This window comes from Chryseobacterium paridis (genome assembly GCF_016595215.1).
Lineage (GTDB): Bacteria > Bacteroidota > Bacteroidia > Flavobacteriales > Weeksellaceae > Chryseobacterium > Chryseobacterium paridis.
This window is the reverse complement of sequence record NZ_JAENHK010000010.1, coordinates 1,317,838-1,331,081: the sequence shown is the minus strand read 5'-3', so window position 1 is coordinate 1,331,081 and position 13,244 is coordinate 1,317,838. Positions and strand designations below refer to the sequence as shown.

The window sequence follows — 13,244 nt, the reverse complement described above, 5'->3', positions numbered from 1 at the left end:
CCAATAACAAAAAAGAATATTATGAAAACAATGATTAAATCTGCTACCGTACTTTTCGCTGCAGTTACGCTTTCAGTGAATGCTTTTGCACAGGATACTAAAAAACCTGCCAGCCCTCCAGCTACAGCTACGGGAAAAATTAAAGATGCAACCATTACAATTGCCTATAGCAGTCCATCTGTAAAAGGACGTACAATCTGGGGTGGCCTAGAAGCTTATGATAAAGTTTGGCGTGCAGGTGCCAATGAAGCAACAACTTTTGAAACTGATAAAGACATTACCGTTCAGGGTAAAAAACTGGCTGCAGGTAAATACAGCTTCTTCCTGATCCCTAAACAAAGTGGAACATGGACTGCAATTTTTAACAAAGAGCCAAAACAATGGGGCGCTTATAAGTACGAAGAAGCAAAAGATGCTTTACGTGTTGATGTGAAAACAAAAGCTTTACCAGCAACACAGGAAACTTTAGTATATAAAATAAACAGTAATGGATTCACAATGGATTGGGATAAAATCTCAGTTCCTGTAGAGATCAAATAAATGTAAATACATATGAAAAATTAAAATCCCGCTGAGTCGGGATTTTTTTTGTTTAAAATTTTGATAAAAATCTATTTATGGGCATAAAAAAAGAGACAACTATTTAATAGTTATCTCTTAAAGTGACCTCGACAGGATTCAAACCTGTAACCTTCTGAGCCGTAATCAGATGCGCTATTCAGTTGCGCCACGAGGCCATTGTTTCCTTATCATTTAAAGGTTTGCAAATATAGCACTTTTTTCTTTTCTTTGAAATATGAAACTAAGAATTTTACTACTATTTGTGTTTTGTACTCTAATCTCCTGTAAAAGAGAACAAAAAATTTCATCCAATGACTGGACAGTAATCTCAAAAAAGCTTCAATATAAGAATGAAGCCACTGGTTTGAATATCAAATCGGGGAATAATACCTATGATTTTAAAACCAATCAGGTTCCTTTTAAAAAAGTGATCCTGTTAAATGCCAGTCTGATGGGATATGTTTCAGCTTTAAATGCTGAAAATCTAGTGGTAGGAATTTCCAGTCCTGAATATATTTATTCAGAAAAGGTTCAGGCATTGATCAAAGACGGGAAAATTCAGAATGTAGGAAATGAGCAGAAATATGATGTGGAAAAAATTATTTCTTTACAACCTGATGCCATATTCACTAATTATATTGCAAGTTTTGAAAACACCTATCAATTATTGAAAAATAATGGGATACAGGTTATCTTTTTTGATGAATATCTTGAACAGAAAGCACTTGAAAAGGCAGCCTACATAAAGGTTTTCGGAAAACTCTTTGGGAAAGAGAAAGAAGCAGAAGCCAAATATGCTGAAATTGAAAAGAACTATAACGAATTAAAAAAACTTGCCTTAACCGCTAAGGATAAGCCGGTAGTCCTTGCCAATGAGATGTACGGGGATGTTTGGTATTTACCCGGAGGAAAAACGTCTGTAGCGAACTTTATTTCAGATGCCAATGCAGAATATATCCTGAAAAATAACAATGAGGAGAAAGCTGTGACCATGAGTTTTGAAGAAGTTTTCTCAAAAGCAGATAAAGTTCAGTACTGGGTAAATGCCGGAAATCATACTTCCAAAAAAGAAATGCTGAGTATCAATCCTTTTTATGGTAAGCTTGGAGTATTCTCTAAAGGAAAAATATATGGAATTTCTGGAAGAGAAAATAAGAAGGCAAACGACTTTTTCGAAAGTGGTGTTGTAAGAGCAGACTGGGTACTTAAAGACTATATCAAGATTTTCCACCCTGAACTTCTGACGAATTATCAGTTGGTATATATGAAAGAATTACAATAACTCAGAGGATTTGTTTATTTTTGTAGTGCTTTTTTAACAGGTATGTGGAAAAAAATAAAACAACTGCTGTTTATCATTCTGATTTTGAATGTGGTGTTCATTATATGGGGTAGATTCTTCAACCCACCTATAACCATTACCCAAATTGGAGGACTCTTTGAATATGGCAAATTACAGAGGGATTACATTTCCTATGATGAAATGGGTAACAATGTAAAAAAAGCTGTTATTGCTTCTGAGGATCAGAAATTCTTTACTCATAATGGTTTCGATTATGTTGCTATTGAGAAAGCAATGAAAAGTAATGAAAAAGGGAAAAAAGTAAGAGGTGGAAGTACTATTTCTCAGCAAACTGCCAAAAATATCTTTCTTTGGCAAGGAAGAAGCTGGATAAGAAAAGGTTTGGAGGCTGTTTATACTTTTATCATAGAGAAAGTGTGGGGGAAAGATATTATTTTGGAAAGATATCTTAATTCCATAGAAATGGGTAGAGGAGTATTTGGTATAGAGGCTGCTTCTGAATACTATTTTGGAAAATCTTCTAAGGACCTTACCAGTTCTGAAGCTGCATGGATAGCTGCTGTTTTACCTAATCCTAAAGAATATGATCCTAAGAACCCATCCGCATATTTGAACAGGAAACACAACTGGATTTTAAGACAAATGAGAAATGTAAGTTTGAAATAGTATCTTTGTACTAATGAAATTCTTCAATTCCAGCACAAATTTTGAATCTGTTCTTAAAAAATATTTTTCTTTTAAGAACGAAACGCTTTCTCTAGAGCCGTTTGCCGAGTTTTTAGAAAGTATTAAAAGAGCTGATTTTACAGATGTTCTTAATTTCTTTAGAAGCAATCCGGATTTCGTAGTCAATTTTAAATACTACATTCATACTATTTTTGAGGGAAGACCTTTTAATTTGTCCCTTACGGAAGCCAATATTCTTTCTGAAAATGCTTTCTTTCCTGAACTTAAAAAAAGAATTCTTAATAAAGTTCTGCCTCCTGTAGAGAAAGAAAAAACAGTGTGGTACCTGATTGATAACATCAGCATGCGACCTAAAAAAGATCTGGAATATCTGCATAATCTTCCTGAAAATGAGGTTAATGAATTTTTGACCATTCTAGGAATTTCAGACTTTATCACTAAAAATAATGTCAAAAAAGAACTGGTATTTTCCATGAATATACTTTCATGGCGTGTTACCGGAATGGCGATGGAAGTGGAGGTTGTAAGAATGGCTCCCGAATACAGAAATTTTGATAATCCATTTCTTGCATTACAAAATGAGCTGGAAGGATTGGCTGAAGAACTGGAAGCTAACCCTGACCTTCAGTTACACTCAAAAGACAGTCGTTACAAGCAGATTAAGATCTATACCCAACAATGCCAGGAGTTTGTAAATATAGCCTTTAAAAACTCCTCCAAATATGGAATTTCAGGAAAGATCAACCAGTCTCTTCTTAAAATCAGACAACAAATTGAAAGGATTTACGAAATTGTAAAACTTCTGGTCATTAACAATGAAGAGGATGTTATCATTAAATCCAAACAGCTAATCTTTAATATTCTCAGCTACAAGTCTCATAAGAACAATATTTCTGAACTTATTAATGACAGCACAAGGCTGATCTCTCACCTTATCACAAATCATACAGCGGAAGCCGGATCTCATTATATTACTTCTACCAGAAAGGAATATATGAAAATGTTCTATAAAGCGAGTGGTGGTGGAATTATCGTAGGAGCGCTCTGTGTTTTAAAAATGTTGTACGGTTACATCCCCGGAAGTGATTTCTCTCATGCATTCTTGTATTCGATGAATTATGCGATGGGATTTGTTATGATTTATCTGATGAGCTTTACATTGGCGACCAAACAGCCGGCAATGACTGCTGCAACCATGACGAAAGTATTATCAGAAGAAGGAAATAGTCAACGAAATAATACAGAATTTGCTCATCTTGTCTCCAAGTTATTCAGAAGTCAGTTTATTGCTTTCGTAGGAAATGTGGCATTATCATTTCCGATTGCTTTGGCGATCATTTATGGATTGGATGTATTTTTCTCTCAAAACCTTGCAGTTGAAAGATCAGATAAATTGCTTAAAGATTTAGATCCATTTCAATCAAAGGCTATTTTACATGCAAGTATAGCAGGTTTCTATCTTTTTATTTCAGGAATTATCTCAGGAAATATTGGTAATAATTCTGTATTCTACCAGATTCCGGAAAGGATTGCAAAAAATATCTCGATCAGAAAGTTGTTTGGAGTTAAATTTGCCAAAAACCTGTCAAAATATTATGCTAAAAACTGGCCCGGTATTGTTTCTAATTTCTGGTTTGGGGTTTTCCTTGGAGCTACGGCACCTGTAGGCTTGTTCTTTGGACTGGATCTGGATATCCGTCACATTACTTTTGCCGCTGGAAATTTTGCTATTGGATTGTATGGGAAAGATTTTTCCGTTGATTCTTATACTTTTTGGATCTCTTTTTTCACGGTATTCTTAATCGGGTTCTTTAACTTTTTAGTAAGCTTTGGTTTATCCATGTTTTTAGCATTCCGTTCAAGAAAGTTGAATTTTGGACAAGTGAGTGAAATTTATAAAGAAATATTCAGATACTTCCTTAATCATCCATTCAAATTCTTCTTCCCATTACGTTCTGGATTGGATAAAAAAGCAGATGATTTGATGAATAGCACTTTGTCTACAAAATCTGAAGATCATTAAATTTATCATCTCCAAATTTATCATGGAACTTTTTAAGATAGAAAGTTCTCCGCATTTTAAAATCATTCTTTAAAAGGGGAGAATCGATTTTGATGATGATACACTTATCCTGAATACCTACACTTCTGATTTCATTAAAGAGGCTTTCATCAAGATAATCTTCCAGAAAATCTTTAATTTCAAATGCAATTAATTTATCCTCAAAGCCATGAATTCTGGCAAAGGATTTTACAAGGTCGGAAGATTGGAATTCTCTTTTTTTTCTTTTCATGGTGGGAGGTTCGGAGGGGCGGGGTTCGAGTTTCAGGATGCGAGTTTTGAGGTTCGAGGTTCGAGTTATGGGCTAGAAATTATGAATTGATTTTTTTATTCTTAGAGTTAATTTATGGTTTATTTTTATTCCAGTTTTCTTTAACCCATTTTTTATAGTTGCTTATTTTTCCTCCTAATAAATTATATTCTTTGCTTAGTGTTTCAAATTCTAACGCTAATTCAGGGTATAGTATTGTGATTTTTTCTAAATGATTTATGGTTTCATCATTACTGGCATGGCTGAAAACTAAAAAACGGATATAATCATTTTTGTAACAGGATCTTCCATAGCCTTCTACGATGTTTGTAAGAACAGAATCTGAAGATCTTCTTAATTGACTTCCTAATTCGTATAGTTCATGCTTGGGAAGGAGAAGTGAGGCTTTATGTGTTTTTAAGAACAAATCAAAAGCAATTTTATAAATATCTAAATTTCTGTAACTCATTACTTATTATCATTTGTGTTTATCATCTATATCAAAAGTAGCTTATCTCATGCCTCGCCCCTTGTATCTCGAAACACGTAACCCGCATCTCGCATCTAAACCTCAAACATCCTCACATCTCGAACCTCATATCCCGCACCCCGCATCAAATCTCAAAAATTATACTTTCCTCGTTTATTTTCTTAACTACACTTTCAGTCCTTTCCCTATGTGTATCAGTGATGAATATCTGTCCAAAATTTTCTTGATTCACCAACTCAATAAGTTGTGCTACACGATGGTCATCCAGCTTGTCAAAAATGTCGTCTAGCAAAAGAATAGGGGTTTTTCCTGTCAGCTCTTTCACAAGACTCATTTGAGCTAGTTTTAATGAAATAAGAAAAGATTTTTGCTGGCCCTGGGATCCCACTTTTTTAATCAGTACAGTATCCATCTCAAACAACAAATCGTCTTTATGAATTCCTTTTGAGGTATAGGTCAGCATTCTATCTCTTTCCAGACTTTCTTTTAATAAAATTTCAAATGGATTTTCTATTAAATGAGATTCATAGATTACAGAAACCGTTTCTTTTCCACCAGAGATGATCTGATAAAAGTTCTGTATAATCGGATTGAGCTGAGAAACGAATTCTTGTCTTTTTTGATAGATTTTAGTTCCGAATGTCGTGATCGGATCATCATAGATTTCTAACGAATCTTTTTCAAAAACCCTGTTTTTAGCAAAATATTTTAATAAAGCATTTCTTTGCTGAATAATTTTCTGATACTGAATAAGGTCGAAAAGATATCCTGAATCGGTCTGGCAGATCATAGAATCTAAAAACTTCCTTCTGCTTTCTCCGGAATCCGAGATGAGGTTAGAGTCATAAGGAGAGATCATAACGCTGGGCAGATATCCGATATGGTCAGACATCCGGTCATAGCTTTTATCATTTTTTTTAATGATCTTTTTCGCCTCTTTTGGTTGGGATATTTTTAAAGTATCTTCACTTTCCTCGTTCTGAACTTCAGCATCTATGGTGAAAAAATCTTCTTCTTTTTTAATGTTATTAAGATCAGTATTCCCTAAAAAACTTTTTCCCACAGAGAGATAATGAAGAGCGTCCAGAATGTTGGTTTTTCCTACACCATTGTTACCTACAAAACAGTTGATTTGAGGAGAGAATTCAAATTTTTTCTCAGCATGGTTTTTGAAATTGTACAGAGAAAGTTTCTTAATAATCATTTGTCAAAAATACTTCATTATTCCTAAAAATAAAAAAGGAAGTGCAGAACAAGTTTCTACCCCAAAAGAAAAATAAGCATCATCTCTTTTATTTTCAGAATAATAGATCAGAATATAGGTTATAATACTTGTCAGAAAAAAAGAAAGTGCATATTGATGATCCAAATAAAAAGAAGCCAAAATACTGCTTATAAAAACCAGGATATAGGCAAGATATTTTGTATTCTGGATGCCAATTATTTGTGGGAAGGTTTTTACAGTATCACTTTTCATATCTCTGATGTCAAAAGGCAAGACTAAGGCTGTAATGAAAAAAAAGCTCGTCAGAAAGATCGAAAAGCTGAATTCAGGTAGCGTTAGCCAGCAGTTGACCAAAGCCCATACCAATCCTACATAAAAGACTTTCAATAGAGGGATTTTTCTAATGTAAACATCTAGGAAAAAGCTATTGTACAGTAATCCTAGTACAACAATAATAAACCATTTTAATAATCTTATTTCATTGTGATTATGAATGATTAGAAATGCACAAATTACTCCTGCTATAGCATTTAATATTAATATTTTAAAGAAATGTTTAGTGTACTGATACTTAGTGTAAAGGTAGCCACTGAAATAGGTTATGAAAATTAAAAAAACAGAAGGAAAACGGAATGTGTTTTGCTCTTTCATGAAAAATACTGCGAAAAGAGTTCCCATTAGGGAGACATAAATTTGAGTATCTATGACATATTTTTTCAGTATTTTTAAGAAATTCATTTATCAAAAATAACATTTATGAAAAGATTTTCCAAGGTTTTTATGCTTTTGCTTTTAATGCTGAATTTTTCAGCTGTTTTTGCACAGAAATACTACGATGATCAGTGGAAAAAAATTGCTGATAACAGTCAAAAAGGAGCTTATAAATCAAATCTTCCCATTGTTTTAGATATACAAAAACAAGCTATGAAAGAAAATAATACACTGCAGTTGATTCGTTCCCTCAAGGCAGAGTTCAGTATTGTAAACCAAACAACAGATGATGACCAGAATAATTCTGCATCCAAATTTTTTACTAAATTACAGGATACCCAAAAGAGTCTGAAAGGAGACGAACGGGTTGTTTATGATGTACTTCTGAGTGGTTTCTTTTTAGATTATTATAATCAGAATTCATGGAAAATAAATGGAAGAACAAACCTGAATTCGCAAGATGTTTCTCAAATAGAAACATGGAGTAAACTCGATTTCAAAAACTATCTTAATAAAAACTTCAAAGATCTGGATCAGCAGAAACAGGAAATGAAGAAAATAGGGTTAGAGAAATATAAGAGTGCTTTTTCTGGTACCAAAGATATTAGCTATTTCCCAACGCTATGGGATTGGTATTCTATAAGAAAAACAAATTTCCTAGCTGATAATGGTCTGTTTACAAAAAATGAATTATCCGATAACAGAACTCAGATCAATGCTATTTTTGATGATTTAATTGCTCAGAACTCTGGAAATGCAAAGTTGTATTTTATGCATCAGAAGCTCAATGAAAATTGCAGCTTCAATCAGTGCAAAGATAAACTGGCTCAACTTCAAAATCTTTTACAATCCAATGCAGAAGGAGATTATAAAGTATTGATCATCGAAGATATCATGAATGAATATCTTGCCAAAAAACAGGCAAAAGAAGCATTAGCGATTGCTCAGCAGGCAAAAAGTCAATATCCTAAATCTCCCTTCCTTGAAAATATAAAAAATAAAGAAGATCAGATTCTTAATCCTAATCTTACGATCAAATTTGAAGAACAGACTCAGGCTAATCTTCCCATCCATTTGGTAGCAGAATATAAAAATGTCTCTGAATTTTCTATAAACATCTATGAAATGAAAGATGATTTTACTTCATTGATGCAATACATCAAGAACTCTTACGGAAATACCTACAGGCAATTGAAAAAAACATTAGTAAGAAAAGAAAATTATCAGCTTCCTGAAGCTAAAGATTATCAGTCACATAAAACATCTTTAGAAATTCAACCTCTTCCATCCGGGATTTATGTTGGTGAGTACATTGTAGCAGGAGCAGACATGAAAGATGCAGACTCAAAACAGAATTTCTACTTTTTAGTTTCAAATAATAAGGTGATCTATCAAAGCAAAACAGATAGAAGCCAATTACTGAATGAACTAAAATTAGTAAACAGCGAAAATGGTAAACCGATAACAAATGAAAATCTTACGTTCTACGAGTTTGTAGCCAATAAGACTTTAAATAAAATAGATGGTAAAACCAATGATAAAGGTGTTTTTAAATTTCCATCTACAACAAGCAAGGAATATTATAGAACATTTTTAATTCAACAGCCTAAAACCAAAGATTATCAGGTTATGCAGGTGTATGGTTATGATGGCTATTCTGATAATGATCCTAATAAACAAATCCGTTCAAAAGCCCAGATATTCACAGATCGTGCTATCTACAGACCTGGACAGACCGTATATTTTAAAGTAATCAATACAAAAATTGATAAAGAAATAGAAGGAGTTATTTCTGGACTGAAACAAAAGATAACATTGGTAGACGCCAACGGACAGGAAACTGGGGTACAGAATTTTACAACCAATGAATTCGGGTCGTATCATGGAAGTTTTATTTTACCAAAAGGAAAATTAAACGGAATGTTCTATCTGAATACGGATGGTAATTCTCAAGGATATAAAGAAATCAGAGTAGAGGAATATAAGAGACCAAAATTTGAGGTGACTTTTGATCCTGTAAAAGATGAATACAAATATGGTCAAACTATAGAATTAAAAGGGAAGGCCGTCATGTTTTCAGGAGTTGTTTTAAACAATACCACGGTGAGTTATGAAATCAAAAAACATAACATCCGATGGAGGTATTTCTGGTGGTATCCTCAGACCAATGATAATGAAAACTCTATCCTGGGAGAAGCAAAAACAAATGAAAAAGGTGAGTTTGTTATTCGTTTAGATCTTAAAAAAGATGAAAAACTGGAAGGTATTCAGATTGATAATTATGAGATCAATGCTTCAGTAACGGATATTAATGGGGAAACACAGACTGCTAATACCCAATTGAAAGTAGCATCGGTTTCTCATTACATTAAAGCAGATGAAATCAAAAATGTTTTTGCAGATGAAAATGTAAAATTAAAAGTAGAAACAAAAAACTACAACGAACAAAACCTTAAAAAAGCATATCAGGTTAAACTATCCAGACTACAGAGTCCTGATAGAATTTTCAGAAGCAACTTCCAGGCAGAAGTTCAAAACTTACCAAAGCTGAGCAAGGATGAGTTCATTAAAAAATTCCCTCATGATTTATTTGATAAGAATGACGAATTGAAGAATTGGAAAGAGTCTGCTGTCATTCTGAATGGAGTAAAACGAAATGAAGAATCTCTTGATTTAGGAAAACTGGAAACTGGAGATTATCAGTTGGAATTGTATAATATTGAAGGTAAAGACACTATAAAATCTTTGCAAAATTTCAGTGTTTGGGATAAAGGTTCTTTAAAACCGAATCAAAAAGCATTCTTAAAAGTTTTGGAACCTAAAAACGAATTCACAAGAGGTGAAAAAGCAAAAATTTATGTGTATTCGGCAGTTCCTGATGCGTTAGTAAATGTTTTTGTACAGAATGGTTCCGGAAATACAGTTTCCGAAAGTTATAAGCTGAAAAACGGAGTCTTAGAATATATGGTAGATGTTCCTAAGGATAAGAGTGTATCTGTTTTAAATATTCAATTTCAGGTGATAGCATTTAACGATGTACAAACGGAATCGGTTAATTTAAAAATAAAAGATTCTGAACAGCCTCTGAAAATCGAAACCGTTACGTTCAGAGATAAATTAGAACCTAATTCTAAAGAAAAATGGTCAGTAAAAGTTTTAGGAAACGATAAAGAAAAGATTAATGCTGAGGTATTGGCTAATATGTACGATATGTCCCTTGATCAGTTTGCTGCAAACAGCTTCAATTGGGAAAATCTATATATTCCTTATACTGTTATAACCTCTTATGATATCAGACAGAATCTTTTACAAAAATACTATCAGAAGAGGTTGAAATATTTAAATGGGGCTTATGTGGATGTTCCACAGTTCAACTGGTTTGATAATTCAATTTATTATGACGATGCTATGCCTAAGAAATTGCAAGGAAGAGCGGGTGGAGTAAGAATTCGTGGTAATGTGGCTTATAACAAAGCATTACCAGCTCCTGCTGTTGCAGCTGATACAGCTAAAACACAAAGTATTGAGGAAGTTGTAGTTACAGGATATGCGGTACAAAATAAATCAATGGAAACTAAAGCGGAAGTGGCATTGGCTGATGAAGATGGTAGCGCTGATGCAGAATCTTTAGAAAAAGTACCCGTTCGTCAAAATCTTAATGAAACCGCATTCTTCTATCCAGACCTAAAAACAGATGCACAAGGTAATGTAAGTTTTGAATTTACTTCTCCGGAAGCATTGACGAAATGGAAACTGATGTTCCTTGCTCATACAAAAGATGCAAGAGCTGCAACCTTAGAAAAACAAGTAGTTACTCAAAAAGAATTTTCAGTAACTCCAAATTATCCGAGATTCTTAAGAGAAGGAGATGAACTGAATCTTCAGTCAAAACTTTCTAACTTAACTGCTAAACGTTTAAACGGTTCCGCAATTTTACAAATCCTGGATGCCTTTACCAACGAAGACGTTTCGACAAAATTTGGTTTGAATTCAAATACTCAGAACTTTGATTTGGCTGAAAACGGAAATTCGGTGGTAACATGGAAAGTAAAAGTTCCAAATAATGTTTCTTCTATCATTTTAAAAGTCGTGGCAAAAGCGGGTACTTATTCTGATGGGGAACAGCAGGCGATTGCTATTTTACCAAATAGAATGCTGGTTACAGACGCTGTTCCTGTTTTCGTAAAAGAAGGAGAAACCAAGACCTTTATTCTTGATAACCTTAAAGATGCTACATCAACAAGTATTGGGAATGTTTCAAATACGTTGGAATTAACAACCAATCCGATTTGGGAAATTATGTTTGCGCTGCCAAGTCTTAAAAATGATGCAAACAATTCTGCCGATGTGGTCTTCAATAAATGGTTTGCTGATGTTTTAGCTTCTGAAATTTTCAAAGCGAATCCAAAAATGAAAACAATATTTGAAGAGTATCAGAGTAAAGGATTATTGAACTCTAATCTTGAGAAAAATCAGGAATTAAAACAATTGTTATTAGAGGAAACACCGTGGGTACTGGAAAGTAAAAACGAGCAGGAACAAATGCAAAAATTAGCATTGCTGTTTGATGCCAATACAATGAAAAACTCAATCAATCAGGATTGGGATGATTTCAAAAAGCTGCAAAACCCTGATGGTGGTTTCTCATGGTACTCAGGTTATCCAAGCTCTTATGGAGTTTCATTGTATATTCTTAAAAACTTAGGAAAGATCAATTTATGGTTAAAAGATAATGTGAAAGATTACCAGAGTTCAGCTCAAAATGAAATGGTTGCCCAATTGGTAAATTATGTAGATAATGAAATTAACAAATATGCAGATGTGAAAGAGAATGTCTGGAATAACTGGGCATTGGATTATTTGGATACCCGAAATTATTGGGAAAAACAATACCCTCTCAAAGGAAAAGGGGCAACTCTGAAATCTTTGGTGAAACAAAAAGCAAAAACGGCAAAAATCACCGACTTTACATTCTTTGGACTTCACCGTGCTGCTTTATTGATGAATGATTATGGAATGAAGGAAACTTCTGATAAATTAATGACTTATCTTAAAGAAACTTCTACAGATACTAAAACACAAGGGATATACTGGAAACAGAACCTTAATGATTGGGGTTGGTTCAGTTCAAAAGTAGTGAACCATGCAGGAGCATTAGAAGCCTTTAATAAACTTAAACCCAACGATCAGAAGTTCATCGAGGACATGAAGATCTGGTTGGTAACTCAAAAAGAGGTCAATTCATGGGGAAGTTCAAGAGGAACTTCGGAAGTGATTTTCACGATATTAAATTCAGGAAAATCCTGGACAGGCGCTGAAAGCGATAAAGCAAAAATCGTTTGGGGTGGAAAAGAATTAACTCCACAAACACAGGCAACAGGATATGTAAAATCAACGGTGAAAACAGATGTTGTGGATAAAAACCTAAGTACAGTTACCATAACAAAACCTGGTCCCGGGATTGTTCAGGGTGGATTATTCTGGCAGTATTATGAGGATCTGGATAAAATAAAATCATCTGAAAATTATATCTCTATTACAAAAGAGCTGTATAAAAAAGTGAAAACAGCAAATGGTGAAGAGTTGCAGAAAATTTCTGCTGATACCCCATTAAAAGTTGGAGATAAAGTGACAGTAAGAATGATTCTGAATACTGATCGTGCAATGGAATACATTCACATTAAAGATATGAGAGCAGCTGGATTTGAACCTGTAGATGTAATTTCTTCATACCAATGGAAAAATAATTTAGGATATTATCAATCTACTAAAGATGCGTCTACAAATTTCTATATTCAATATATGCCAAAAGGTAAATATGTGTTTGAATATGATTATGTTGCTAATGCATCCGGAAAGTTCTCAAATGGCATTACCACAATGCAGAATTACTATGCACCGCAGATGAATGCTCATACGAAAGGAAATAATGTTCAGATTTTGGAATGATTTTTG

General features: G+C 33.7%; 9 protein-coding genes and 1 tRNA gene. 5 read left to right on the top strand and 5 right to left on the bottom strand.

The genetic code is table 11. The annotated features are described in order from the left end of the window. Positions 1–21 precede the first annotated feature (21 nt). Entirely contained in the window at positions 22–540 is a 519-nt protein-coding gene (locus tag JHL15_RS15555; protein WP_200247186.1) for a DUF2911 domain-containing protein, read from the top strand. A 123-nt stretch (positions 541–663) separates the two neighbouring features. On the opposite strand, the gene JHL15_RS15550 is transcribed toward JHL15_RS15555, so the two are convergent. Further along, positions 664–737 (bottom strand) — tRNA-Arg (locus JHL15_RS15550). A gap of 59 nt (positions 738–796) precedes the next feature. Between JHL15_RS15550 and JHL15_RS15545 the strand changes: the two genes are divergently transcribed. Genes JHL15_RS15545 through JHL15_RS15535 form a run of 3 tightly spaced genes read left to right on the top strand, consistent with a single transcriptional unit; the run spans position 797 to position 4,574 of the window. Beyond that, positions 797–1,843, top strand: a complete 1,047-nt coding sequence (locus tag JHL15_RS15545; RefSeq protein ID WP_200247184.1) for an ABC transporter substrate-binding protein — start codon at positions 797–799, stop codon at positions 1,841–1,843. A 42-nt stretch (positions 1,844–1,885) separates the two neighbouring features. After that, positions 1,886–2,530, top strand: a complete 645-nt coding sequence (mtgA, locus tag JHL15_RS15540; protein ID WP_200247183.1) for a monofunctional biosynthetic peptidoglycan transglycosylase — start codon at positions 1,886–1,888, stop codon at positions 2,528–2,530. A gap of 13 nt (positions 2,531–2,543) precedes the next feature. Continuing rightward, the gene (locus tag JHL15_RS15535) at positions 2,544–4,574 is read left to right on the top strand and encodes a recombinase (RefSeq protein WP_200247181.1); all 2,031 of its coding nucleotides are present in this window, start codon (positions 2,544–2,546) and stop codon (positions 4,572–4,574) included. On the opposite strand, the gene JHL15_RS15530 is transcribed toward JHL15_RS15535, so the two are convergent. From JHL15_RS15530 to JHL15_RS15515, 4 genes are all read right to left on the bottom strand, one after another. Continuing rightward, positions 4,552–4,845, bottom strand: coding sequence for a hypothetical protein (locus JHL15_RS15530; RefSeq protein ID WP_200247179.1), 294 nt, complete (start codon positions 4,843–4,845; stop codon positions 4,552–4,554). The two genes, JHL15_RS15535 and JHL15_RS15530, sit on opposite strands and share 23 nt — an antisense overlap. A gap of 112 nt (positions 4,846–4,957) precedes the next feature. Further along, complete coding sequence (locus JHL15_RS15525; protein WP_200247178.1) at positions 4,958–5,332, bottom strand: four helix bundle protein; 375 nt, start codon at positions 5,330–5,332, stop codon at positions 4,958–4,960. Between the two features lie 145 nt (positions 5,333–5,477). Continuing rightward, on the bottom strand, positions 5,478–6,557 hold the full coding sequence (gene recF / locus JHL15_RS15520; RefSeq protein ID WP_200247176.1) for a DNA replication/repair protein RecF: 1,080 nt from the start codon (positions 6,555–6,557) through the stop codon (positions 5,478–5,480). Between the two features lie 3 nt (positions 6,558–6,560). Next, on the bottom strand, positions 6,561–7,316 hold the full coding sequence (locus JHL15_RS15515) for a UbiA prenyltransferase family protein (RefSeq protein ID WP_200247174.1): 756 nt from the start codon (positions 7,314–7,316) through the stop codon (positions 6,561–6,563). Positions 7,317–7,334: 18 nt separating this feature from the next. Between JHL15_RS15515 and JHL15_RS15510 the strand changes: the two genes are divergently transcribed. Continuing rightward, positions 7,335–13,238, top strand: a complete 5,904-nt coding sequence (locus tag JHL15_RS15510) for an alpha-2-macroglobulin family protein (RefSeq protein ID WP_200247172.1) — start codon at positions 7,335–7,337, stop codon at positions 13,236–13,238. Positions 13,239–13,244 lie beyond the last annotated feature (6 nt).